The sequence below is a fragment of the Bailinhaonella thermotolerans genome (assembly GCF_003594875.1).
GTDB lineage: Bacteria > Actinomycetota > Actinomycetes > Streptosporangiales > Streptosporangiaceae > Bailinhaonella > Bailinhaonella thermotolerans.
In genome coordinates, this window is the sequence record NZ_QZEY01000010.1 from 34,223 (window position 1) to 57,551 (window position 23,329).

General features: G+C 74.7%; 19 protein-coding genes and 2 pseudogenes. 12 read left to right on the forward strand and 9 right to left on the reverse strand.

Features of this window, described 5'->3' with window-relative positions; genetic code table 11:
* Positions 1 to 52: 52 nt before the first annotated feature.
* From D5H75_RS23795 to D5H75_RS23830, 8 genes are all read left to right on the forward strand, one after another.
* On the forward strand, positions 53 to 535 hold the full coding sequence (locus D5H75_RS23795; protein ID WP_147425263.1) for a hypothetical protein: 483 nt from the start codon (positions 53 to 55) through the stop codon (positions 533 to 535).
* Positions 532 to 1,032, forward strand: a complete 501-nt coding sequence (locus tag D5H75_RS23800) for a hypothetical protein (protein ID WP_119928748.1) — start codon at positions 532 to 534, stop codon at positions 1,030 to 1,032. The genes D5H75_RS23795 and D5H75_RS23800 overlap by 4 nt, the downstream gene beginning before the upstream one ends.
* Positions 1,029 to 2,108 (forward strand): efflux RND transporter periplasmic adaptor subunit, encoded by a 1,080-nt coding sequence (locus D5H75_RS23805; protein WP_242454466.1) that lies wholly within the window; start codon positions 1,029 to 1,031, stop codon positions 2,106 to 2,108. Before D5H75_RS23800 ends, D5H75_RS23805 begins: the two co-directional genes overlap by 4 nt.
* Positions 2,105 to 2,986: an ABC transporter ATP-binding protein gene (locus D5H75_RS23810; protein WP_340137772.1), complete on the forward strand. Its 882-nt coding sequence runs from the start codon at positions 2,105 to 2,107 to the stop codon at positions 2,984 to 2,986. Before D5H75_RS23805 ends, D5H75_RS23810 begins: the two co-directional genes overlap by 4 nt.
* Positions 2,983 to 4,173, forward strand: coding sequence for an ABC transporter permease (locus D5H75_RS23815; protein WP_119928749.1), 1,191 nt, complete (start codon positions 2,983 to 2,985; stop codon positions 4,171 to 4,173). The genes D5H75_RS23810 and D5H75_RS23815 overlap by 4 nt, the downstream gene beginning before the upstream one ends.
* 165 nt (positions 4,174 to 4,338) lie before the next feature.
* Positions 4,339 to 4,755 (forward strand): VOC family protein, encoded by a 417-nt coding sequence (locus D5H75_RS23820; RefSeq protein ID WP_202638447.1) that lies wholly within the window; start codon positions 4,339 to 4,341, stop codon positions 4,753 to 4,755.
* A gap of 234 nt (positions 4,756 to 4,989) precedes the next feature.
* Entirely contained in the window at positions 4,990 to 5,700 is a 711-nt protein-coding gene (locus D5H75_RS23825; RefSeq protein ID WP_119928751.1) for an MIP/aquaporin family protein, read from the forward strand.
* A gap of 193 nt (positions 5,701 to 5,893) precedes the next feature.
* Complete coding sequence (locus D5H75_RS23830) at positions 5,894 to 7,375, forward strand: CHRD domain-containing protein (RefSeq protein ID WP_119928752.1); 1,482 nt, start codon at positions 5,894 to 5,896, stop codon at positions 7,373 to 7,375.
* 274 nt (positions 7,376 to 7,649) lie between these two features.
* Here D5H75_RS23830 and D5H75_RS23835 read toward each other — a convergent pair whose 3' ends face one another.
* From D5H75_RS23835 to D5H75_RS23845, 3 genes are all read right to left on the reverse strand, one after another.
* Positions 7,650 to 8,333 carry a hypothetical protein gene (locus D5H75_RS23835; protein ID WP_147425264.1) on the reverse strand — a complete coding sequence of 228 codons (684 nt, stop codon included), beginning with the start codon at positions 8,331 to 8,333 and terminating at the stop codon, positions 7,650 to 7,652.
* Between the two features lie 83 nt (positions 8,334 to 8,416).
* Positions 8,417 to 9,082 carry a response regulator gene (locus D5H75_RS23840; protein WP_119928754.1) on the reverse strand — a complete coding sequence of 222 codons (666 nt, stop codon included), beginning with the start codon at positions 9,080 to 9,082 and terminating at the stop codon, positions 8,417 to 8,419.
* The gene (locus D5H75_RS23845) at positions 9,079 to 10,248 is read right to left on the reverse strand and encodes a sensor histidine kinase (protein ID WP_242454467.1); all 1,170 of its coding nucleotides are present in this window, start codon (positions 10,246 to 10,248) and stop codon (positions 9,079 to 9,081) included. Before D5H75_RS23845 ends, D5H75_RS23840 begins: the two co-directional genes overlap by 4 nt.
* Positions 10,249 to 10,405: 157 nt before the next feature.
* On the opposite strand from D5H75_RS23845, the pseudogene D5H75_RS23850 reads away from it, so the two are divergent.
* Positions 10,406 to 11,041: pseudogene (locus D5H75_RS23850) on the forward strand (ATP-binding cassette domain-containing protein); the annotation flags it as partial.
* Positions 11,042 to 11,121: 80 nt separating this feature from the next.
* Positions 11,122 to 11,895, forward strand: a complete 774-nt coding sequence (locus D5H75_RS23855) for an ABC transporter permease (RefSeq protein WP_119928757.1) — start codon at positions 11,122 to 11,124, stop codon at positions 11,893 to 11,895.
* A gap of 399 nt (positions 11,896 to 12,294) precedes the next feature.
* Here the strand turns inward: D5H75_RS23855 and D5H75_RS43410 are convergent.
* The 3 genes and pseudogenes from D5H75_RS43410 to D5H75_RS23870 form a co-directional block, all read right to left on the reverse strand.
* A pseudogene (locus tag D5H75_RS43410) lies at positions 12,295 to 12,699 on the reverse strand (erythromycin esterase family protein); the annotation flags it as partial.
* An 88-nt stretch (positions 12,700 to 12,787) separates the two neighbouring features.
* The gene (locus D5H75_RS23865) at positions 12,788 to 13,450 is read right to left on the reverse strand and encodes a response regulator (RefSeq protein WP_119928758.1); all 663 of its coding nucleotides are present in this window, start codon (positions 13,448 to 13,450) and stop codon (positions 12,788 to 12,790) included.
* 133 nt (positions 13,451 to 13,583) lie between these two features.
* Complete coding sequence (locus D5H75_RS23870) at positions 13,584 to 14,699, reverse strand: sensor histidine kinase (RefSeq protein ID WP_242454492.1); 1,116 nt, start codon at positions 14,697 to 14,699, stop codon at positions 13,584 to 13,586.
* Between the two features lie 945 nt (positions 14,700 to 15,644).
* Here D5H75_RS23870 and D5H75_RS41885 point away from each other — a divergent pair.
* Positions 15,645 to 16,226 carry a hypothetical protein gene (locus D5H75_RS41885; protein WP_202638448.1) on the forward strand — a complete coding sequence of 194 codons (582 nt, stop codon included), beginning with the start codon at positions 15,645 to 15,647 and terminating at the stop codon, positions 16,224 to 16,226.
* Here D5H75_RS41885 and D5H75_RS23885 read toward each other — a convergent pair.
* Both D5H75_RS23885 and D5H75_RS23890 read right to left on the reverse strand, forming a co-directional pair.
* Positions 16,146 to 18,386: an nSTAND1 domain-containing NTPase gene (locus tag D5H75_RS23885; protein ID WP_119928760.1), complete on the reverse strand. Its 2,241-nt coding sequence runs from the start codon at positions 18,384 to 18,386 to the stop codon at positions 16,146 to 16,148. The two genes, D5H75_RS41885 and D5H75_RS23885, sit on opposite strands and share 81 nt — an antisense overlap.
* Positions 18,387 to 18,679: 293 nt before the next feature.
* Positions 18,680 to 18,874, reverse strand: coding sequence for a hypothetical protein (locus D5H75_RS23890; protein ID WP_119928761.1), 195 nt, complete (start codon positions 18,872 to 18,874; stop codon positions 18,680 to 18,682).
* Positions 18,875 to 19,295: 421 nt separating this feature from the next.
* Here D5H75_RS23890 and fxsT point away from each other — a divergent pair, with 421 nt between their 5' ends.
* On the forward strand, positions 19,296 to 21,812 hold the full coding sequence (fxsT, locus tag D5H75_RS23895; RefSeq protein WP_242454468.1) for an FxSxx-COOH system tetratricopeptide repeat protein: 2,517 nt from the start codon (positions 19,296 to 19,298) through the stop codon (positions 21,810 to 21,812).
* 88 nt (positions 21,813 to 21,900) lie between these two features.
* On the opposite strand, the gene D5H75_RS43415 is transcribed toward fxsT, so the two are convergent.
* Positions 21,901 to 22,953 (reverse strand): aKG-HExxH-type peptide beta-hydroxylase, encoded by a 1,053-nt coding sequence (locus D5H75_RS43415; protein ID WP_242454469.1) that lies wholly within the window; start codon positions 22,951 to 22,953, stop codon positions 21,901 to 21,903.
* Positions 22,954 to 23,329 lie beyond the last annotated feature (376 nt).

A 23,329-nucleotide genomic window follows, 5' to 3' on the forward strand; every position in this document is an offset into this window, starting at 1 on the left:
ATGGGTGCTGCCCAGAAAACGTACTCAACCTCCCGGAAATGAAGGAATAACGATGAAACGCCGTCGTTTGTCCCTCCTGCTCGCCGTGCCGCTGATCGCCCTGACCGCCGCGTGCGGAGGAGGCTCCGGCTCCGGCTCGGGCGCGGGCTCGGGCGGCGGAGGCGCCGCCGCCCCCGCCTCGGACGCCCAGGTCAAATACGCCAAGTGCATGCGGGGCAACGGCGTCCCCGACTTCCCCGACCAGATCCCCGGCAGCGGTTACTCCATCAAGGACATGGCCGCGTACGAGAAGGCGCAGAAGGCCTGCCGCAGCCAGCGGACGGCGGTCTACGGCTTCGACGAGCTCGACCCGGAGGTCTTCGACGGGCGCGTCAAGTACGCCCGGTGCATGCGGGACCAGGGCATGAAGGTGCACGACCCCGACCCCAAGACCGGCGGTTACCAGGTCGAGGTGGACCCCAAGGACCGCGCCGCGTTCGAGAAGGCCATGAACGCCTGCCGTAAGAACCTTTCCCCGAAGGAGACGAACAAGTGAAGCTCCGCCACCTGATCCTCACCGCCCCCCTGCTCGCCCTGGCCGTCGCCTGCGGCGGCGCCCCGTCCGACGGGAACGGCGTGGCCAGCGCGAACGGCGGCACCGCGGCCGCCACCAAGCCATCCGCCTCCAGCACCACCGCCAAGGACAGCGAGAAGGCGCAGCTCGACTTCGCCCGCTGCCTGCGCGCCCGCGGCATCGACTTCCCCGACTCCCTCAAGGACCTGCCCAAGGGCGGGCTGGAGGTACCGGAGAAGGACAACGCGGCCTGCATCAAGCACCTGGACAACGGCGCGACGAAGAAGGTGGACTCCGACGACGCCGCCTTCAAGGACCACATGGTGCGCATGGCCAGGTGCCTGCGTGAGCAGGGCATCGACTTCCCCGACCCCGGGCCCAAGGGCGAGCTGCCCCCGCCCGACTTCGACGGCGGCAACCCGGCCCTGTTCGAGAAGGCCCAGAAGATCTGCGGCAAGAAGCTCTCGGGGGAGAAGTGAGAAGAAGCAGGATCCTCATCGGCGGGCTGGCCGCCGCCGCCCTGATCGCCGGCGGCGGGATCGCCTTCGCCGCCCTCGGCGACCCGGGCGAGGCCCCGGCGAGCACCAAGGCCGCGGCGGGCTCCACCGCCCCGGTCACCCGGGGCGACCTGGTGGACACCCGGTCCGTGAGCGGCACCCTCACCTACACCGCCGAGCGCGGCATCACCACCGGGGCCGCCGGCACCGTGACCGCGGTGCCCAAGCCCGGCTCGATCGTCCGGCAGGGCAGGCCGCTGCTCAAGGTGGACCGCAAGCCGGTGGTCCTGCTGTACGGCGAGCTGCCGCTCTACCGCGAGCTCCGGCAGGGCGTCTCCAAGGGCCCCGACGTCCGGCAGCTCGAAACCGCGCTCAAGGCCCTGGGGTACGGCGAGGGCATGACCGTGGACAAGGAGTTCACCTGGCAGACCGCCCGGGCCGTGCGCGAGTGGCAGAAGCGGAACGGCCTGGAGCGGACGGGCGCGGTGGACTCGGCGCAGGCGGTGTTCCTGCCCGGACCGGTGCGCGTGGCCGAGCCCAAGGTCGCGACGGGCGACCGGCTCGCCGCCGGGCAGCGGATCCTCACGGTCACCGGCACCACCCGGATCGTGCACGTGGACCTGGACGCCGAGGACCAGCGCCTGGTGAAGCGGGGTGACAAGGTCTCGGTGGAGCTGCCGGGCGGCCAGCGGGCGACCGGGCGCGTCAGCTCGGTCGGGACCGTGGCCAAGCAGGAGAAGTCCGAGGGCGGCGGCGGCCCGGGCGGCTCGGGCAAGACCACCGTGGACGTCGAGATCCGCCTCAGCGGCAAGACCGGCAGGCTCGACCAGGCCCCGGTGACGGTGACGCTGGAGAGCGAGCGCCGCGAGAACGTGCTGAGCGTGCCCGTCGAGGCGCTGCTCGCCCTGCGCGAGGGCGGCTTCGGCGTCGAGCTGGTCGAGGCGAACGGCACGCGCCGCATCGTGGGCGTCGAGACCGGCGCGTACGGCGGGGGCCGCGTCGAGGTCACCGGCGGCGGGCTGGAGGCCGGGATGAACGTCGGGGTGCCGGCCAAGTGATCATCGAGCTGAGCGAGGTCACCAAGCGGTACAACGGCCGGATCGACGTCCTGCACGGCATCGGCCTGGCGGTGGAGCCCGGCGAACTCCTCGCGATCGTCGGCCCTTCCGGGTCGGGCAAGTCCACGCTGCTCAACCTGATCGGCACGCTCGACCTGCCCACCTCGGGCACCGTCCGCATCGCCGGGCACGACGTCGGCGCGCTGTCGGACCGGCAGCTCTCCGCGCTGCGGGCGACCCGGATCGGCTTCGTGTTCCAGCAGTTCCACCTGGCCGACGGGGTGACCGCGCTGGACAACGTGGCCGACGGGCTGCTGTACGGCGGCCGCCCGCTGCGGGAGCGCCGCGCGCGGGCGCGGGCCGCGCTGGAGCGCGTGGGCCTGGGGCACCGCCTCGACCACAAGCCGAACCAGCTCTCCGGCGGCGAACGGCAGCGCGTCGCGATCGCCCGCGCGGTCGTCGGGGACCCGCCGCTGCTGCTCGCCGACGAGCCGACCGGCAACCTCGACTCGGCCTCCGGCACCGAGGTGCTGGCCGTGCTCCGCGAACTGCACGAGTCCGGCACCACCGTCGTGATCATCACGCACGACATGGAGATCGCAGAGTGGTGCCCGCGCCGCGTCCGCGTCCGGGACGGGCGCGTCGTCTCCGACGAGGGCCCCGGCGCCGGTCACCGCCGCGTCTCGGCCCTGGTCAAGGACGACCGGTTCGCGGCCGGCGCCCGCCCCGAGCCATCCGTACGGCCGGAGCCATCCGCCCGCCCCGAGCCGTCCGTACGGCCTGGGGCCGGCGCGGCGGGGCCGGGTGTGGGGGCCGAGCCGGGCGGCGCCGTACCGGATGGCGCGGACGAGCTGGTGTGGAAGGGGGAGAGGGCATGACGGGGCTGACTCCGGCCCGGCTGGGGCCGCGGGACGTGCTGCGGGTGGGGGCGGCGGGGCTGCGGGCGCGGCCGACCCGCGTGTTCCTCTCGGCGCTGGGGATCGCGATCGGCATCGCCACGATGGTCGCGGTGATCGGGATCTCCGCGTCCGGGCAGGAGCAGTTGCTGCGGCAGCTCGACCAACTGGGCACGAACCTGCTTCGGGTGCAGGCGGGCGACTCGCTGATGGGCGGGGAGGCCAAGCTCCCGGTGAACGCGGTCGAGATGGTCAAGCGCGTCGGGCCGGTGACCAACGCGAGCGCGACCGGCAAGGTCGAGGTGACCGTCCGCCGCACCGACAAGATCTCCCCGCTGGAGACCGGCGGCCTCTCCGTCCAGGCGACCACCCTGGACATCCTGGAGACCCTGGAAGGCGAGGTCAGGACGGGTTCCTGGCTGAACGAGGCGACCTCGCGCTACCCCGCCACGGTGCTCGGCTCGGTCGCCGCCGAACGCCTCGGCGTCAGCCGTACGGGCACGCAGGTCTGGATCGGGAACCGGTGGTTCACGGTCACCGGGATCCTGGAGACGATGCCGCTGGCGCCGGAGATCGACCGGTCGGCGCTGATCGGGATCGAGGTGGCGAAGACGCAGCTCAGGTACGACGGGCACCCGACCACGATCTACGAGCGGTCGGCCGAGGAGGCGGTCGGCGCGGTCCGCGACGTCCTGCCCCGCACCGTCAACCCGGAGAAGCCCGAGGAGGTCGCGGTCTCCCGCCCGTCCGACGCGCTGGCCGCCCGGGCCGCCGCCGCGGGCACCTTCACCAGCCTCCTGCTCGGCCTGGGCGCGGTCGCCCTGCTGGTCGGCGGCGTGGGCGTCGCGAACACCATGGTCATCTCGGTGCTCGAACGCCGCCGCGAGATCGGCCTGCGCCGCTCCCTGGGCGCGACCCGGGGGCAGATCCGCACCCAGTTCATCACCGAGTCGCTGCTGCTCTCGACCCTCGGCGGCGCGGCCGGCCTGGTCCTCGGCTCGATCGCCACCGTCGCCTACGCCCTGGCCAAGGACTGGCCCCCGGTCGTCCCCACCTGGGCGCTCGGCGGGGCCCTGCTGGCGACGATGACCGTCGGCGTGATCGCCGGCCTCTACCCCGCGATCCGCGCCTCCCACCTCCCGCCCACGGTGGCCCTCGCCACCGCCTGACCCCCGAGCCGTGACCCCCGGCCCTCCCTCGGGAGGCCCCGCCGCGAGGTCACGGCACGGGCATGCCGGGGTCCCCGGCTCGGAGAGGACGCCCCTCCGGCGTACGGCGGGGCGTTCGTGATCTCGGGGCTGGTGGGGGTGGGCGGGGGGACGTAGCGTGGGGGCGTGCCACTGGGTCATATGGGTGTGAACGTGCCCGACCTCGCGCGGGCGAAGAAGTACTACGACGAGCTGATGCCGATGCTCGGGTTCGAGCCGTTCGTGTCGGGCGAGGGGGAGTTCTCCTACCGGCCCGCGGGCGGGAAGATCGGGACCCACCTGTTCTTCTACGAGTCGGCCGAGGGCGATCCCGGGGCGTACTCCCGGCATCGGACCGGGCTGCAGCACCTGGCGTTCATCGTGAAGAGCCGGGCGGCGGTCGAGGAGGCGCACCGGTGGGCGGTGGAGCGCGGGGGCGAGGTCGTTCATCCGCCGCGGGAGTGGCCGCAGTACCACGCGGGGTATTACGCGGTGTTCTGGCTGGATCCGCATGGGTTCATGCTTGAGGTGGTCTGTCACCGCGACGACTCCGCCCGCGCCTGAGACCGGGCCGGCCCTCCTTTCGCCGGTTCTGGTTCTTTCCGATGGTTCCGGTTCTTTTCGATGGTTCCGGTTCTTTCTGACGGTTCCGCCGGTCCCGGCGGTTTCGACGGTTTCGACGGGAACGTTTTTCGGAGGGAACGCTTTCCGGCGGGAAACGCCGTGTCGGTTCACGGTCGCCCCGGCCGTGCCGTACCTAGGATGAATTCGGGAATTGTCGCCGAACGGCCGGGGTAAATGTCAGGCTCGTCAGTATTCATCGGGGAATTCGTCGGCACCGGGCTGCTTCTGCTGCTCGGCGTGGGCGTGTGCGCGGCCGTGACCCTGCCCGGGTCGAAGGCGCGGGGCGCGGGCTGGGTGGCGATCACGCTGGGCTGGGGCATGGGCGTGCTCGCGGGCGCGTACGCCGTGCTGCCGCTGTCCGGGGCGCATCTGAATCCGGCGGTGACGCTCGGGATCTCGGTCTCCACGGGCGAGTGGAGCAGATTCCCGCTCTATGTGGGCGCGCAACTCCTGGGCGCCTTCACGGGGGCGGTCCTCGCGTTCATCGTGTATTTCGGGCAGTTCCGTGCGTACCGCGGCCCGACCCTGGCCATCTTCGCCACCGTCCCGGAGATCCGCCGTCCCGCGCAGAACCTCGCCACCGAGACGATCGCCACCTTCACCCTCGTGTTCGTGGTCCTCGCGACCGGCCGCTCGGAGGCCCTGGCGCTGTCCGGCACCGGCGTCCTCATGGTCGCCCTCCTCGTCGTCGGCATCGGCCTCTCCCTGGGCGGCCCCACCGGCTACGCCATCAACCCCGCCCGCGACCTGGGCGCCCGCCTGGCCCACGCCGTCCTCCCCCTCCCCTCCCGCTCCCCCTCGGACTGGCCCTACGCCTGGATTCCCATCGCCGGACCCTCCCTGGGCGGCCTCCTCGCCGGCTACACCGACACCCTCCTCCACTGACCCGGCCGCACGCTCCACGCGCGACGACTCGCGGGCGGAGAGCGGCGGGAACGGGCTTGCTCGGAAATTTCCTGAGAACGGGTGAACCCTTCGGGAGCGGGGCTGCGTATCGAGGGGGCACACGGGCCGCGATCGAAGGCCCGCGACCCCCGTCCGAGGGGTCGTCCGGAGCAGAGAATCCGAGGAGCACCCCATGTCCGCTCGTAAGTTCGTCATGCCCGCGATCGCCCTGACCGGCGCCCTGGCCGCCAGCGCGGGAACGCTCGCCTTCGCCCTCAGCGACCGTACGGCCGCCGCCGGGCCGGCCGCGAAGACCGTGGCCGCGCAGGCGGACGCGCAGGCCGGCGTGAACGCGCAGGTGAACGCGCAGCCCAACGCGCAGGGCGACGCCTACGACCCGCACGCGGGCCACGGCGCGGCCGTACAGCCCGCCCAGGACGCCGGGGGCGCCGGCGCGACCGCCCGGGCGACGTACTTCGCGGCGGCGCTGAACGGCGCCAACGAGGTGCCGGGGAACGACGGGAAGGCCGTCGGCGACCGGGACGGGAAGGCCACCGCGCTGGTCCGGATCCAGGGCGACGTGGTGTCGTTCGCGATCCGCTGGGACAGGATCGCCGCGCCGTCGGCCGCCCACCTCCACCTGGGCGGGAAGGGCGCGAACGGGGCGGTGAAGGTCCCGTTCTTCGCCGCGCCCCTGCCCGGCTCGGCCCGCGCCGCCACCGGCAGCGTCAAGATCGCCGACGCCGCGCTGCTCGATCGGATACGCGGTAATCCGGGCGGCTTCTACTTCAACCTGCACACCGGGGAGTTCCCCGGCGGCGCCGTACGCGGGCAACTCGTCAGACTCGGCCGGGCCGTGGACCTGGACGGCGTCCTCAAGCGCGGCCCGCTGAACGGCCCGGCCGACGCGCGGCAGGAGGCGCCCAACCCCGAGGGCAAGAGGACCGGCGACCCCGACGGCACGGCGTTCACGTCGGTCCGGCCGTGGGGCAACTGCGTCGAGTACGCCTTCCGCTGGAAGAACGTCGCCCCGCCCACCGTCGGCCACCTGCACCGCGCCCCGGCGGGCTCGAACGGGCCGGTCGTCGCGGACCTGTTCGCGGCGGAGAAGGGGCTGCCGCCGTCGATCAACGGCCTGTCGGGCATCGTCGAGGTCCCGCCCGCGCTCGTGAAGCGGGTCAACGCGAACCCGGCGAACTACTACACCAACCTGCACACGGCCGAGTTCCCCGGCGGCGCGGTGCGCGGGCAGCTCAGCCGGGGCCAGGTCCGGCCGCTCGCGGTGAACCTCGCGGTGGTGAAGGGCGCCCAGATCTACCGGTGCACGCCGCAGCGGGGCGGCGGGTTCGCGTTCACCCAGCACGACGTGGCCGCGCGGCTCCAGGGGAACGTCCGGCACGACTTCGTCGCCAAGGCCGCGGGCCCGCCCCGGTGGATCGCCCCCGACGGCGGCGCGGTGACCGGCAAGGTCGCGGCCCGCATCCCCAACGGCGCCGGGAACATCCCCGAGCTCGTGCTCGACGCCACCCGGATCGGCGCCCCCGGCGGCGTGTTCTCCGCCGCGACCACGATCCTGCGCCTGAACACGGCGGGCGGCGTCGCGCCTGCGGGCCCCTGCCGGTCCGGCGACCTCGCCCAGGTCCCCTACCAGGCCGACTACCTCTTCCTGAGCTGATCCCCTCCTCGCGGGAAACGCGCGAGCCGTACCGGACGACCATCCGGTACGGCTCGCGCTGTCGTGCTCCCGGGCCCCGGTCCGGGGCCTGCCGACCACGAGGCGGGGCTTCGAGGTTCGAGGGTCCGGGGGTCCGAGGGTCCGGGGGTCCGAGGGTCCGGGGGTCCGAGGGTCCGGGGGTCCGAGGGTTCGGGGGTCCGAGGGTTCGGGGGTCCGGGGCTTCCGGGGCTCGGCGCGCCCGGATGGGTTCGGGGCTCCGGGATCGGGATCCGGGTCAGAAGATCGCGTCGGTGACGGCGAACAGCTCCGACACGCCCTGGATCACCAGCGCGGCTCCGGCGACCGCCAGGATCGTGGACATCGGGCCCGCGCCGCGCCCGGTGCTCCGCCACAGGCGGGCGGCCTCGACCGAGACGGCCGCGCCGAGCGCGATGATCAGCGCGCCCCACCACTGGAAGGGCCCGAACAGCCCGCTCACGTCCGCGGCCCCGGAGACCTGGAGGGCCAGCATGGCACCGGTCAGCGCCGTGACCGCGCCCCAGGCCATGACGATCCGGCGCAGCGCGGAGGCGACGGGGGAGGCGGTGCTGAACGTGCCGTACAGCAGGGCCGCCTCCACCCCGAGGACCATCGGGTAGGCGACCCACCCCTTGTCCATGGCCTCGAAGAGCAGCAACAGCCCGGTGGTGGTCGCCGCGGCCCCGGCGAACAGGTGGGAGCGTCCCACGATGTCGCCCCACCGCTTGTCGCTCGCGAGCATGCGCATGCCGCTGGCGAGCAGGACCAGCCCCGCGACCAGCGGGAACCACGCCCACCACGGCCCGGGCCGGTAACCCGCCAGGACGAGCGCCGGCAACACGGCCGCCGCCACGCCCAGGGCCGCCATCCCGCCCCGGCCGCCCGCCGGGGCGCCCGCCGGAGCCATCTCCGCCGGCCGCATTTCCGTGTAAGTGCTCATGACGCACACAGTAGGCAACCGGCCTGCCGCGTTTCGTCCCGCCCGGGAGCCAGCCTCCGCGTCACCCTCCAGGCGGACCCCGATCACCGCGGTGCCACGGTCACCACCCCCGCCTCGTATGCGGCGATCACGAGCTGCGCCCGGTCCCGCGCGCCGAGCTTGGCCAGCAGGTGCCCGATGTGGGTGCTCACCGTGGCCACGCTGAGGTGCAGGTGCGCGGCGATCTCCGGGTTGGACAGGCCCCTGGCGATCAGTGCCAGCACCTCGCGCTCACGCGGCGTCACCCCGTCGAGCCGCGCGGAGGCGAGGTCCGGCGCCGCGGGCAGCCGCGCGAACTCCTGGATGAGCCGCCGGGTCAGGCGCGGCGCGAGCAGGCCGTCGCCCGCCGCCACCACCCGGATCGCCGCCAGCAGGTCGGCGGGCGGGGTGTCCTTCAGCAGGAAGCCGGAGGCCCCGGCCCGCAGCGCGGCGAACACGTAGGAGTCCAGGTCGAACATGGTGAGCATGAGCACCCGGACGTCCGCCGTCTCCGGCGAGCCGCAGATCAGCCGGGTCGCCTCGATGCCGTCCATCTCCGGCATGCGGACGTCCATGAGGACCACGTCGGGCCGCTCGCGCCGGGCCAGCTCCACGGCCTCGGCTCCGGTCGCCGCCTCGCCCACGGTCTCCAGCCCTGGGGCGGTGTCCACGAGCACGCGGAAGCTCCCCCGCAGCAACGCCTGGTCGTCGGCCACGAGCACCCGGATCACGACGCCTCCTCCCGGTCGGTGTACGGCAGGCGGGCGCTCACGAGGAAGCCGCCGCCCGGACGGGGGCCCGCCGCGAACCGCCCGCCGTACATCATGACCCGCTCCCGCATGCCGACGAGGCCGTGACCGCCGCCCTGTGGACGGCCGTTCGCCTGTGGAAAACCGTCGCGCGGCCGCCCGTCGTCGGCGATCTCGACGAGGAGGTCCCGGCCGTCGCCGTACACCGTGACCCGGCACTCCGTGGCGCGGCCGTCCCCGGGGGCGGCGTGCTTGACGACGTTGGTGATCGCCTCCTGGACGATGCGGTAGACGGCGAGCGACAGCGCCTCCGGCAGGCCGTCGGGGGCGCGGACGTCCAGCTCCACCCGCACCCCGGCGGCGGCCGCGCGCTCGGCGAGCGCGGGCAGGCCGGCGAGCCCGGGGGCGGGCGCGAGACCCCCGGGCTCGCCCGCGCGGAGCACGCCGAGCATGCGGCGCATCTCCGTCAGCGCCTCCCGGCTCGTGGTCTCGATGACCCGCAGCGCGTCGTGCGCCTCCTCGGGCCGTTCGCGCAGCACGTGGTTGGCGACCCCGGCCTTGACCGCGATCAGCCCCATGCCGTGCGTGACCACGTCGTGCAGTTCGCGGGCGATCCGCAGCCGCTCCTCGGCGACCGCGCGCGCCGCGAGCTCGGCCGCCGCCCGCTCGGCGTACAGGCGCCGCTCGCGTACGGCCCGGCCGATCGTCCAGCTCGCGCCGAGGAGCACCGCGCTGACGACGGGGCCGCCCAGCTCGGCCGCATGCCCGGCGGGAGAGCCCGCGACCACCAGGGCGAGCAGGCCGAGGCCGCAGGCCAGCGCGATCACGCGGGTGAACCCGCCGCCGCGGGGGCGCGCGGTGAGGGCCACGGTGTAGAGCGCGTAGGCCGGGGCGGCGAAGGGGGCCGGCGACCAGCCGAGGACGGCGGCGGCCAGCGCGGCGCACGTCACCCAGGCGAAGACGGGGACGGGCCAGACCCGGCGCAGCGCCACCGGCAGGCCGATCGCGGCGGACGCCGCCGCGCCGGCCCACCACGGCTGCCCGGGCGGCGCGGGCACGGGCGGGAACATCAGCAGGTATCCGGCTGCGGCCAGGCAGTCGAGCGCGATCAGCTCCCGGCGCGTGAGCCGGCGTGCGCGCATGTCCATCCCCATGACGGTATCCGGGGCGCCGGTGACGCGCGTCCGAGCGGGCTATGACATCGCGTGCTCGGAGGGGACGGCGGCTTGTGCGAGCCGGCTCGCAGCGTGAAGACCCGAGTCCGCTCCGATGTGATCAGGGCCCTCGCCGCGGGACCGTGGCGGAATGATCGAGGTGAGCGGACTGACCAAACGCTACGGCCCGGCCACGGCCGTGGACGACCTGTCGTTCCAGGTGAGACCCGGGCTCGTCACCGGGTTCCTGGGGCCCAACGGCGCGGGCAAGACCACGACGCTGCGGCTGATCCTGGGGCTGGAGCCGCCCTCGGCCGGGCGGGCCCTGGTCCACGGGCGGCCCTACCCCGAGCTCCGGGATCCGCTGCTGCGGGTGGGCGCCCTGCTGGACGCCGGGGCGGTGCAGGGGGACCGCTCGGCCCGCGACCATCTGCGCTGGCTGGCGGCCTCCAACGGGATCGGGCCCCGCCGCGTGGCGGAGGTGCTGGAGCTGTCCGGCCTGACGGGCGTGGCCCGCCGGAGGGTGGGCCGGTTCTCGCTGGGCATGCGGCAGCGGCTCGGCATCGCCGCCGCGCTGCTCGGCGACCCGGAGGTCCTCGTGTTCGACGAGCCGGTCAACGGCCTGGACCCCGAGGGGGTGCGGTGGATCCGCGACCTGTTGCGGGCGCGCGCGACCGAGGGGCGCACGGTGCTGGTCTCCAGCCATCTGATCAGCGAGATGGCGCTGACGGCCGACCACCTGATCGTCGTCGCCCGGGGCCGGCTCCTCGCCGACACCCCCCTCGCGGGGCTGACCGCGCGGTTCCCCACGCTGGAGGACGCCTACCTGTCGCTCACGTCCGGCCACGTGGACTACCGGGGGGTGGCATGAGACGGGCTCTCGCGGCCGAGTGGATCAAGCTCCGCTCCGTCCGCTCGACGTACTGGACGCTGGCGGGCGTCCCGGCCGCCGTCGTGATCGCCGCGCTGCTCGCGCTCCACGCCTCGTCCCTCTACGACGGGGCCTCCGCCGAGGCGAAGGCCAACGCCGTGGTCTCCCCGCTGGAGACGGTCGCCGCCATGATCGCCCAGCTCTGCCTGGCCGTGCTGGGCGTGCGCTCGATCACGGCGGAGCACGCCACCGGGATGCTCCGCACCACGTTCACCGCGATGCCCCGGCGCGGCGCGGTGCTCGCCGCCAAGGCCGTGCTGATCGGGGCGACGGGACTCGTGGCGGGCCTGGCGACGCTCTTCCCCGCCTACTTCCTCAGCCGCTGGATCGCCGGCGACCGCCCGCTGGTCTTCAACGAGTCCACCCTGTCCCAGGACCTCCCCTCGCTGCTCGCCGGGGCGTCGCTCGTGGCGCTGTTCGCCCTGGTGGGCCTGGGCCTGGGCGCGGTGCTCAGGAACGCCGCCACGGCCCTCGGCGCGATCTTCGCGCTCTGGTACGTCCTGCCCATGATCGCCCTCAACCTCCCGGCCCCCTGGGGACCTCGGCTGGGCGCGGTCATGCTCGCCAACCTCGCGTTCCAGCTCTCCGGCGATCCGCCCTACCCCGGCGCCCTCATGCTCTCGCCCTGGATCGCCGCCGCCGCCATGTTCCTGTACGGCGCGGCGGCCCTCACCGCCGCCGCCCTGGCCCTGACCCGCCGCGCCCCCTAAGGAGATCCGCCTGACGCCATGTCCTTGACGAACAGGAGCCCGTCGGCCTCGTCGAGACCGGCGGGATCCAGGGGGATGCATCCGAACCACGAGGAGACCCGAGGGGGCCGGCCTCGTATCCCCCAGCGTGGCCGCCAGGGCCCTGGGGCCGATGAGGCGGGCGTCCTCCGGAAGCCCGTACGACACCCCCTCGACGGTGTCGGGCGGCGGGACCCCCACGCCACGCCGCCGGATCGTGCCGAGCGCGCGCTGGGCACGAAGGCGTAGTCCTCCCCCAGGCGGGCGCTCACCAGCGCGCCCGCGCTCCACCACTCCAGGCCATCGGATCACGCTTTTTCGCCGCTGGAGGTGGGCGCTGTGGGCGTGGACCATCGCCGGGCCCCGCTCCGCGACGGCCAGGAGGTCGGCCGCCGTCATCACGTCCCGCTGGCCCATCGTCCGGCGCATGCGGCCGGGCGAGGCGTCGGCCATCCGGTAGTGGTAGCCGAGCAGGCCGATCGCGGTGCGCGCGCAGAGGCGGGCGCGGTCCCGGTCGTCCGGCGCGGACGTCGCGATGAGGTGCGGCGCCTGCGCGTCGAGCAGCGCGGCCAGGTCGTCGGCCGGCAGCCGGAGCTCCCCCGCCTCCGCGGAGCGCCCCACGGACCGGGACGGGTCCAGCATCGCGGCGGGCTCGGGCCACCGCTCGTCGGGGCCGAGCAGGCGGTCGAGCCGCTCGGCGGTGCAGGGCAGCAGGTCCGGGTCCAGCCGGGCCGCGAGGTAGCCGTGCAGCGCGAGGAGGGCCCGCCGGGGGCTCGCCGCGCCCATGGGCTCCACATATCGTTGATGTACCTGTTGAGACTTCTCCGCGATTCACCCTGTGCTCAGGGCCGAAAGCCTCAAAGCCGGGTGGACGTCAAGGGGTGCCGGGTTGGATGAGGCCGGACTCGTAGGCGGCGATGACGGCCTGCACCCGATCGCGGAGGCCGAGCTTGGTGAGCACGTTGCTGACGTGGGTCTTCACCGTGTGCTCACTGACGACCAGGGACTGGGCGATCTCGGCGTTGGTCAGGCCCCGGGCCATGAGCTGGAGGGTCTCGCGTTCGCGGGCGGTGAGGGCGTCCAGGGCGTCGGTCTTGAGGGGCGCGGCGGCGGCGGGCCGGGCCGTCACCTCGGCGATGAGCCGGCGGGTGACCGACGGGGCCAGGAGGGAGTCGCCCGCGGTCACCACGCGGACGGCGTGGACGAGGTCGTCGCGGCGGACGTCCTTCAGGAGGAAGCCGCTCGCGCCCGCCCGCAGGGTGTCGAAGACGTAGTCGTCGTGGTCGAACGTGGTCAGCATGATCACTCGGGTCTCGGTGGAGGCGCAGACGATCTTGGCGGCCTCGATGCCGTCCATCACCGGCATGCGCACGTCCAGCAGGAGCACGTCCGGCGCGTGCGCGCGGACCGCCCGCACCGCCTCGGCGCCGTCGCCGGCCTCGGCCACGACCTCGATGTCCGGCTGCGCGTCCAGGATCATGCTGAAGCCGCCGCGCACCAGTTCCTGGTCGTCCGCGACCACCACCCGGATCGTCACCCTGCCACCTCCGAAATCGCCGGCTCACGCCGTACCTTGACCATCATGGGCCGTACGGCGCCTTCGCCGCGCCCGCCGGCCACGCCGCACGCCCCCGGCCCGCCGCACGTCCCGGGCCCGCCGTACGTCCCGGTCATGCGGTCACCGGGACGGAGAGCGGGAGCCGTACCGACACCTGGAAGCCGGGCGTGCCGGCGCGGGGACCGGCGCTGGCCGAGCCCCCGGTCGCGGCGGCGCGCTCGCGGATCCCGATGAGCCCGTTGCCGCCGGACCAGGCCGCGCCCCGGGCCGCCCGGCCGCGCCCGTCGTCGGTCACGGTGAGGAGCAGGTCGGCGTCCTGCCAGATCAGGCGGATGTCGGCGCGGGTGGCCGCCGCGTGCTTGACGACGTTGGTGAGCGCCTCCTGCACGATGCGGTACGCCGCGATCTCGACCTCGGGCGGCACCGGGCGGGGGTCCCCCTCCTGGTGGAGCTCCACCGCCAGGCCGCTGCGGCTCACCTCCTCCGCCAGTTCGGGGAGACGGGCCAGCGTGGGCTGCGGCGAGCGCGCCCCCTCGCCCTCCTTCAGCACCCCGAGCATGCGGCGGAGCTGCGCCATCGCGTCCCGTCCGGCCTTGGCGATGGCGTCGAAGGCGGCCTCCGCCCGGTCCGGCGCGCTCCGCACCACCACCGGCCCCGCCTCGGCCTGCACCACCATCAGGCTCACCGCGTGGGCGAGCACGTCGTGCATGTCCCGCGCGATCCGCGCCCGCTCCTCGGCGGCGGCCCGCTCGGCCTCCAGTTCCCGCTCGCGCTCCAGCCGCAGCGCCCGGTCCTCCAGCGCGGCCGCGTGCTCCAGTCGCATCGCGGTGACCCGCCCCATGGCGTACGCCGTCACGTAGAGCACGACGCCCCGCATGGCGGTGTCGAACGACCCCACGAGCAGCAGCCCGCCGACGATGTTCCCCACCAGCCCGACCCACCGCACCCACTTCGCCGACCGCGCGGCCATGGTGTACGTCAGGACGAGCGAGGCGTACCAGATCGGCTGGCTGGGCAGCGGCCCCCACAGGTCGTAGGAGGCCAGCACCAGCGAACACGCGATCAGGCAGATCAGCGGGGCCCGCCGCCGCCACAGGATCGGCACGACCGACAGCGCCACGACGAGGTACCCCTGCCAGGCGTAGACCTCGGCGCGCTCGTCGCCGTCCCGCACGAACGGCGCGAGCTGCGCCCCCAGCACCACCAGCGCCAGCAACGCGTCCTGCACCAAGGGCGGCACCGCCTTGACTCGCCGCGACACCCCGGAGACAACCGACAAAGCGGACACATCAGCCCCTAACTCCACCACGCCATAGTGCCGGTCCCCGGCCACTGCCCCGACCACCCCACCCCCGGAATCCTCCCCTCCGCCCCCCACCCCCCGGATCACCACCGCGAGCGGTCTTCCCCCTCCCCCCAGAGAACTAGCCGCCCACCCCAGCCCCAGCCCCCTCCCCACCCCCAACCCCGGCCCGTGATCTTGCGATTCCGCCCCGACGCCGACACCACCCGAAGCCTCGACAGATGGGGGGCGGGGGCGGAATTGCAAGATCACGGAAGAAGGGGGGAACCCCGCCCGAAAGGGTCACACCGCACACGGCAGGAGGCACGCCATCCCAGGCGCCACGCCGCAACGCGGCGCCGACGGCGCGACGGGGCGGGACGCGGCGGGGCGGGGCGGGGCGGGGCGACACAGGGTGACACGGCGCACGGGCGGCACAGGCGACCCGGCGCGGGGGCGACGCGGGAATGGCGCGCGAGGAGTACCGCGTGGCGGACGGCACGGGGCAACGCGGGGCGGCGCGGGGCGGACGGCGCGGGGGCGCGGGAACTGCCGCGCGAGGGGTACCGCATGGCGGACGGCACGGGGCGAGGTGGCGGGGTGGAGCTTGGGGTGCGGCACCGCGGGCGTACGGCGGGTGCGGGGGCCAGGGCAGCGGCGCGGCGCGAAACGGCGCGGGGTGGGGCGGCGCGGAGCGGACGGCGCGGGGGCGCGGGAACTGGCGCGCGAGGGGTACCGCGTGGCGGACGGCACGGGGTGGGGTGGCGTGGTGGGGCTTGGGTGCGGGCCGCGGGCTCACGGGGGCGTGGGGGCGGCATGGGGCGGGGGGCGTTGGGGGCGGTGGGGGTTTGGGAGGGGTGGGGGGTGGGGGGTGGTGGCAGACTCGGGGGTATGCCGGATGCTTCGGTTTGGGTGGCGGTGGTCACGGGGGCCAGTGGGGCCCTGGGGGCGTTGGGGACGGTGGCGCTGACCAACAGGGCCGCGGAGCGGCGGGAGCGGTGGCAGATGGCGGAGACGCGGGCCGAGGCTCGGCGGCAGGCGGCGGAGCAGGCGTTCGGGGATCTGCTGGGGGCGGCCGAGCGGCTGCGGCTGGAGGTCGACATCTCGGTCAAGCGGCCGTGGGAGGACGTGTTCCCACGGCTCACCGCGGTTCAGGAGGGGGCGGCGGCGCTGGGGGACGCGGCGACGCGGGTGGCGGTGCTGCTGCCGGGGCGGGCCGGGCAGGCGGCGCGGGAACTGGCGCGCGAGGGGTACCGCGTGGCGAGCGCGGTCGTGGCCTCGGCCCAGGAGGGCAGCGGGCAGATCAGGAACGTCGCGGGGTTCGAGGCGTACGACCGGTGCCGCGAGGGGGTGTACGCCGTGGTCGAGGAGGAGCGGGGCGTGCTGGAGCTCTCAGCGGCCGACAAGACGCAGCGCCGCTTCGCGCTGGTGCGGCGCAAGGGGCGGGTCGGTCGCCGCGAGGGCACGGCGTAGCAGGTCGGCCGCCCGGCCCCAGGTCGCGCCGGTCCCTCCGGAACCACCCCGGAAATCGGGACCACCCCCGGAATCGGAACCGCCACCGGCGCGATCGCCCGGACCGCCCGAAGCCCCCGAAGCTTCAGGGCCGCCCGTAGTCCCCGGACCACCCATAGTCCCGGGACCGGATTCGGGGCGGGCTGAATCCGGGCGGGCTGGATCCGGGCCGTCCGGTCCCGCGCCGCGCTTGACCGGATCGCCCGCGACCTGGACGGCCGAGACCGTGGGGTCCCCGGCGGCCTGGGCGAGGATGGTCTCCGCGCGGGCGGCGTAGTAGAGGACGGGCGCGCTGTCCGGGGCGTCCGCCAGCGCGGCGGCGGCCTCGCGGGCGGCCGCCGCGTGATCGCCGGACCCGGCCAGCGCCAGGGCCCGGGCCGCACGCGTCTCCGGGGACGGATGGCGGCTCACCCGGTCGAGGTCGCGCAGGGCCTCCCTGGCGCGGCCCAGGTCGGCGAGGAGCTCGCCGCGGGCGCGCAGCGCGTCGGGGGCGTTCGGGTCGCGGGACAGCACCTCCGTGAGCACCGCCCGCGCCGCCTCGAAGTGGCCGAGCTGCCAGAGCGTGCGCCCCAGCTCCACCTGCAACGACAGGTCGCCGGGCACCCGGTCCACCGCCGAGCGCACGCCGTTCAGCGCCTCGGCCGACCGGCCCTGGAACAGCAGCGTGCGGCCGACCGCCGTCAGCGACCGCGCCACCGCCGGAGTGTCCTGCACCGCCTCGAAGAGCCGCGCCGACGCCCGGTAGTGCTCCTCGGCCCGCCCCGGCTCCCGCCTGGCGTGCGCGAGGTTCCCCAGGAACGCCTCGGCCCTGGCCCGGAACCGCAGGTCGCCGTCGTCGCTCAGCCGCAGCGCCTCGTGCCCGTGGCGTTCGGCCATGGCCAGCTCGCCCCGCGACAACGCCAGCGCCGCCGTCTCCAGGCGCTGCTCCGGGTCCGGCTCCGGCTCCGACACCGGCCGTATCCCGGCCCGCTGCAGCGCCACCGCCAGCCGGTCGTGCTGCAGCCCGACCCGCGCCGCGGTCCCGCCCTCCGCGCCCGGGCCGTCCGCCCCGGTGCGCACGGCGACCCGCAGGACGTGCAGGCGTTCCAGCTCACGGCGTACGCCGACCGGCATGCCCGTCAGGGCGCGCGCGCCCGCGGGCAGGTCGGCCGTGCGCCCGGCCTCGCCGGCGAACGTGCTCTCCAGCCAGGCCGCCAGCCGGCCCGGCGGGATCTCGTGGGCGGCGGCCACCTCGGCGACGGCGGCGGCGGCGAACGACGCCAGCGACCGGTCCACGTCGAGGTGGCGGCTCACGACGTCGGCGGTGATGTCCTCGACGTCCTCCGGCAGCGCCTCCCACAGGTCGGCGCAGATGATCTGGAGCAGCGCGGGCTCCACGGTCTCCCCCGGCGCGGCGAGGTCGGCGACCAGCTTCTCGGCCGCCGAGTCCTCGAACCACCGCCCGGTGCCCTCCACCGGCCGGACCACGGCCTCCCGGGCCGCCGCGAGCCCGAAGGGGCGTACGGCGAAGCGCTCGCGCCGCCCGAGCACCCGCTCGAACTCCCCGGCGAACTCGTCGCGGACCGAGATCAGCAGCCGCACCTGCGGCAGCTCGGCGGCGACCTCGGCGAGCTGGGTCAGCAGGTCCTCGCGGTCGCTCTCGCGGCCGTGCGGCCGGTCGAAGAGCTGCTCGGCCTGGTCCACCGCGGCGAGCACGGGAAACGGCCGGCCCGCCTCGGCCACGCGGCGCACCCGGCGGCGCAGGTAGTCGGGCAGGGTCAGCCCGGCGAGGCGGGCGACCGGCTCCTGCGGCGCCCACGAGGACAGCAGCGCCAGGACGTAGGGGTTGTGCGGCGGCAGCGCGGCGGTGGGAAACGTGAACCCGCTGACCAGCCGCCCGACCGGGAGCATCTCGGCGCGGCGGGCTCCGACGCGGGCGCGGGCCCCGGCGCGGAGCAGGGAGGTGCGCCCGGCCCCGGACGGACCGTGCAGGATCAGCAGCGGGGCGGCGAGCATGCGCTCGGCGAGCGCCTCGGCCTCCTCCGTCCTCCCGAAGAAGCGGTCCGACTCGTCGTCGCGAAAGGGCCGCGCGCCGACGTAGGGACGGCGATCGATCGCGTTGGCCATCGCGCTGACGGTCATGGCAGCGAACCCACCCCAGGTCGCGGCATCATGCGGACGCCGATACGGACAACGCCGCCGGGGACGACGCGGTGGTCCCGGCGGCCGACGATTGCTAACCGTAGCGGCGGGAGACGTCCGCTCGCCATTCGGGCTCTTTTCCGGATCCGCGCTGTGAGAGAGCGGACACGAAACCGAACCACAACAGAAGTGGACAATGCGACATCCGGGGGCGCTTTTTCGCTCCCGCCCTGGTGTCGCATGTCATCGCCTTACGTAGACGGCCGCCAACTCTCGGTACCCGGAAATATTCCTCATATGCTTGAATCGTGCCCGAGCAGCCGCTCGCCCTCGGCGGCCGAGCACAGCACCCGGCGCAGCGCCGCGCCGAATGCGGAGGGGTCGTTCTCGGACAACTCCCGGATCTCCGCCAGTGACACGCCCGACAGGTCGAGCACGCCTCCGGCCTCGTCGTGGCCGGGTTCGGCCCGTGACTCTCCCGCGTTCACCCGAACACCCTCTTCGTGGTCGCCGGACCCGGGGCAGTGGTGGTCGCGCCCCGCCACTCGTCATGACCAGCATCGCCCACCGCCCCCGGCGTTGCCTAGTCACCGACGGGCAAAGATCTCCCCACCCGTTCGCGAAAACCTCGCACCCGGAGGTCCCCCTCGTCACCCGAGGATGAGTTCGTCCCCTCCCTCCCCCGGGCTTCTGGTTTTCGCCCCGTACGGCACGGCAGTGCCCTGGAATCACGAATTCCCCCCGTTGTACGGCGGCCCGCCGTACCCCTCCGTCACGAAATGCCCCGGCTCACCCCGCGCTCCCGGTAAAACGAGACGGAGAATGCGCGCGACGGGCTCTTACCCGCAATGCGGGTGCGCTTAGGATTACGGTCAGGATCGTCGCCCCGACTTCGCCCTGGAGGGACACGTGACGGAGCCACAGGGGACGGGCCGTGTCCCCGACGTCTGGAACAAGGTCCCGCAGCGCAACATCAACTTCACCGGCCGCGAGGACCTCCTGCGCGATCTCCGCGCCGGGATGCAGGCCAAGGTGACCGCGGTGCTGCCGCACGCGCTGCACGGCATGGGCGGCGTGGGCAAGACGCAGGTGGCGATCGAGTACGCCCACCGCTACCGGTCCGAGTACCAGCTCGTGTCGTGGATCTCGGCGGACCAGCCCTCGCTGATCCCGGCCGCGCTGGCCGCCCTGGCGCCCTCGCTGGGGCTGCCGCCCGCGAAGGCGGCGGGCATCGAGGACACGGCGTCGGCGGTGCTGGACGCGCTGCGCCGCGGCGTGCCGTACGACCGCTGGCTGCTGATCTACGACAACGCCGACCAGCCGGGCGACATCCGCGACCTGATCCCGTTCTCCGGCCCCGGCGACGTGATCATCACCTCGCGCAACCAGGAGTGGGCGGCGGCGGTCAACACGGTGTCGGTGGACGTGTTCAGCCGCCGCGAGAGCGTGGAGTTCCTGAACAAGCGCATCCGCCGCGACCTGAGCGAGGCCGACGCGCTGCGGCTGGCCGGCAGCCTCGGCGACCTGCCGCTGGCGCTGGAGCAGGCGGGCGCCGTCCAGGCCGAGACCGGCATGTCCGTGGACGAATACCTCGAACTCCTCAACGAGAAGATGACCGAGGTGTTCGAGGTCAGCAAGCCGCTGGAGTACCCCCGGTCCATGACCGCGGCCTGGCAGCTCGCCGTGACCCAGCTCAAGGAGCACCTGCCGCAGGCGCTGACGCTGCTGCGCACCTGCGCGTTCTTCGGCCCCGACCCGATCCCCACCGACATCTTCCGCTGGGGCAAGCCGGAGGTGGACCCCGACCTCAAGGAGGTCATCGACAACCCGGTCCTGCGCATCAAGGCGATCAAGGCGCTGGGCCGGTTCGCGCTGGCCCGCATCGACTCCACCACGCGCACGATCCAGATGCACCGGCTGATCCAGGGCCTGCTGCGCGACGAGCTGGACGAGGCCGAACGGCAGCGCCACCGCGACATGGCGCACCTGCTGCTGGCCGCCGTGGCGTCGGAGAACCCCGAGGACGAGTCCAACTGGCCGCGCTACTCCCGGCTCGTCGGCCACGTCGCCCCGAGCCAGGTGGCCGCGTCCAGGGACCCGCGCGTGCGCACCTTCGCCCTGAACATGGTGCGCTACCTGCACCGCTCCGGCGACCGCCAGACCTGCCTGTCCTTCGTGCAGGACTTCCTCACCCGCTGGACCGCCGACTCCGGCCCCGACGACCGCCACGTGATCAGCGCCCGCCGCCACCTCGCCAACGTCCTGCGCGACCTGGGCCGTTACCGCGAGTCCTACGACCACGACCAGGAGGCGCTGGACCGCGCGACCCGGGTGCTGGGCCCCGAGGACCCCGAGACGCTGCTGATCCTCAACGCCCTCGGCGCCGACCTGCGGGCGCGGGGCGAGTTCGCGCGGGCGAAGGAACTGGACGAGGACTGCCGCCGCCGCCAGGCCGCCGCGTTCGGCGCCGAGGACCCGCTGACGCTGCGCACGGTCAACAGCCTCGGGCTCGACCACGCCCTGCTCAGCGACTACGAGACCGCCCGCGACCTGCACGAGTTCGCGTTCAACGAGCTGAGCAGCGCCACCTCGGGCGTCGCCAAGGTCTCGGTGCTGATCGCCTGGAACGGCCTGGCGCGGGCCGTACGCCTGTGCGGGCGCTACGACGAGGCGTGCGAGATCGGCGAGGACGCCTGCGACTACGGGCTCCAGGAGCTCGGGGCCGAGCACTTCGCGACGCTGCGCACGGTCAAGGACCAGTCGATCGCGCTGCGCCGCGCCGGCCAGTACGGCGAGGCGTACACCATGGCGCTGGACGCGTTCGAGAAGTACCAGCGGCTGTTCGGCGAGAACAACCCCGACACCCTCGCGGCGGCGATCAACCTGAGCAACCTCCAGCGCACGATGGGCGACGTGAACACCGCGTTCGAGCTGGCCACGGACACCATCAAGCGCTACCCCGAGGTGTACGGCGAGAACCACCCCTACCACCACGGGTGCGCGGGCAACGCCGCCCTGCTGCACCGGGTGCGCGGCGACGCGGAGGCGGCGCGGGACCTGAACATGCGCTGCCTGGCGGCGCTGGACGCCACCATCGGGCGCGACAACCACTACTCGCTGACCGTGGCCACGAACCTCGCCACCGACCTCTACACCCTCGGGGAGCACGAGCTGGCGCGTGAGCTGGGCCAGGACACCCACGCCCGGCTGCGCGCGGTGCTGGGCGAGGACCACCCGGTCACGCTGGGCTGCGCGCTGAACCTCTCGCTCGCGCTGGACCGGCTCGGCCTGCGCGAGGAGGCGGCGGCGCTGTCCGGGCCGACCCTCCAGGCGTACGACCGGGTCCTCGGCTCGGACCACCCCGACACCCGGGTCGCGCACGAGGGCCGGCCGCTCGACTTCGACTTCGACCCGCCGCCGATCTAGGTCCGGCCCGCCGATCCGCGTCGACCCGGCGATCCAAGTCCGACCGCCGGTCCGCGTCGAGCCGGCGATCTCACTTCGGCCCGCGGGTCTAGCGGTTCCGGCTCTCCCAGGCGCGCCGGTGCCGGGCCGCCCTGGTGTCGGCCCGCGACGCGGCCGTGACCGGCACGGTGTCGGCCATCCATCGCCGCAGCGTGGCGCGCATCCCGGCGGCGAACCGCTCGCCCGCCGGGGTGAGCCGCCCGCTGCCCGTCAGCGCGTCCAGCGCCCCGGCGACCGCGAGCCGCCACCGCGCGAACTCGGTGTCCGCGCGGGCCCGGGCCCCGCCGGTCTCGTGGCCGCGCTGCCGCCCCCAGAAGGACAGCACTCCCAGGTGGGCGTACGTCCCCTGGAGCAGCGCGTGCAGCGGGCGCGGATCGTCGCGCCAGGGCGCGTAGTACCGGGTCCCGTCATCGGGCTCGGTCAGCCGTACGGCGTGCGCGAGCGCGGCCAGCTTGGCGTGCTGCACCTCGTGCGCCAGCGTGAGCGCCAGCGTCAGCGAGTCCCTCGGCAGCGACAGCGCCACCGCCCCGAACGCCTCGGGCGCGGTCGCGCTGAGCTGGTGCGCCGGCGTCGAGACCAGCGGCGTCAGCGCGCGCACGGCCCCGGCGATCTCCTCGGCGGTCCCCCGGTGCAGCCGCACCAGCGTCTCCCAGGCCGGGGTGAGCAGTTCCCGCCACCGCCGCACCTGCTCGTCCGGCACCCTTCCGGCCGCCCCCTCCAGATCATGCACGCGGTGCGGGTCCAGGTCGTCGAGGACCACGCTCAGCGCCATCCCCCCGTCCCGCGGGCGGGCGGCGGCCTCCAGCGTGCGCAGCGCCCGCCACCCGGGCCCATCCCGCCCGGGCTCGGCCGGGACCACGACGCGCATGCCCGCGCAGTGGATCTCCGCGCCGCCGCCGGCCGTGCGCGCCGTCGCCCACCGGACCTCGCCCGGTGACGCCTCCCCGAAGTCGGCCTCCCCCACCGAGGGCAGCATCGCCCGTCCCCGGACGACGGGCACGCGCACCTCGCACCGCACCCGCCCCCGGATCGCCGCCCCGGCCGCCACCGCCCCCAGCATCCCGGGACCCAGCGCCCACGCCTCCTCCCGCGAGAGCCCCACGTCCCCGCCGTACGGCCACGCCCCTGCGGGCGTCCGCGCGCCGCCGGGCGCGTCCCCCGGGGCGGACTCCGGCCCGGGTCCGCCGTCGTACGGCGGCGCGGCGGGGCCCGGTCCGCGCCGGGGCGAACGGCGGGCGCCGGAACCTCGCGCGCTACCCGCCTCCCGGTCGCGGGCCGCCCCGCCGTACCCGCCGTACCCGCCGTACCCGCCGTACCCGCCGTTCCCGCCGGACGCCGCCCCGCCGTTCCCACCGGCGGTCCCGCCGTTCCCGCCGGGCCGGAGGCCGGGGTCGCCGATCGCGGAGCCTTGCCCGAGGGGCGTCCGGGCGGGCGCGGCGTCGCCGTACCCGGCGGGTGACCGGTGGGCCCGCTCCGGC

Bases quoted from the DNA above. Each gene is read 5' to 3' on its own strand.
- D5H75_RS23795 (WP_147425263.1), top strand. From the start codon at position 53: ATGAAACGCCGTCGTTTGTCCCTCCTGCTCGCCGTGCCGCTGATCGCC.
- D5H75_RS23815 (WP_119928749.1), top strand. From the start codon at position 2,983: ATGACGGGGCTGACTCCGGCCCGGCTGGGGCCGCGGGACGTGCTGCGG.
- D5H75_RS23825 (WP_119928751.1), top strand. From the start codon at position 4,990: ATGTCAGGCTCGTCAGTATTCATCGGGGAATTCGTCGGCACCGGGCTG.
- D5H75_RS23830 (WP_119928752.1), top strand. From the start codon at position 5,894: ATGTCCGCTCGTAAGTTCGTCATGCCCGCGATCGCCCTGACCGGCGCC.
- D5H75_RS23835 (WP_147425264.1), bottom strand. From the start codon at position 8,333: ATGAGCACTTACACGGAAATGCGGCCGGCGGAGATGGCTCCGGCGGGC.
- D5H75_RS23845 (WP_242454467.1), bottom strand. From the start codon at position 10,248: ATGGACATGCGCGCACGCCGGCTCACGCGCCGGGAGCTGATCGCGCTC.
- D5H75_RS23855 (WP_119928757.1), top strand. From the start codon at position 11,122: ATGAGACGGGCTCTCGCGGCCGAGTGGATCAAGCTCCGCTCCGTCCGC.
- D5H75_RS41885 (WP_202638448.1), top strand. From the start codon at position 15,645: ATGCCGGATGCTTCGGTTTGGGTGGCGGTGGTCACGGGGGCCAGTGGG.
- D5H75_RS23885 (WP_119928760.1), bottom strand. From the start codon at position 18,386: ATGACCGTCAGCGCGATGGCCAACGCGATCGATCGCCGTCCCTACGTC.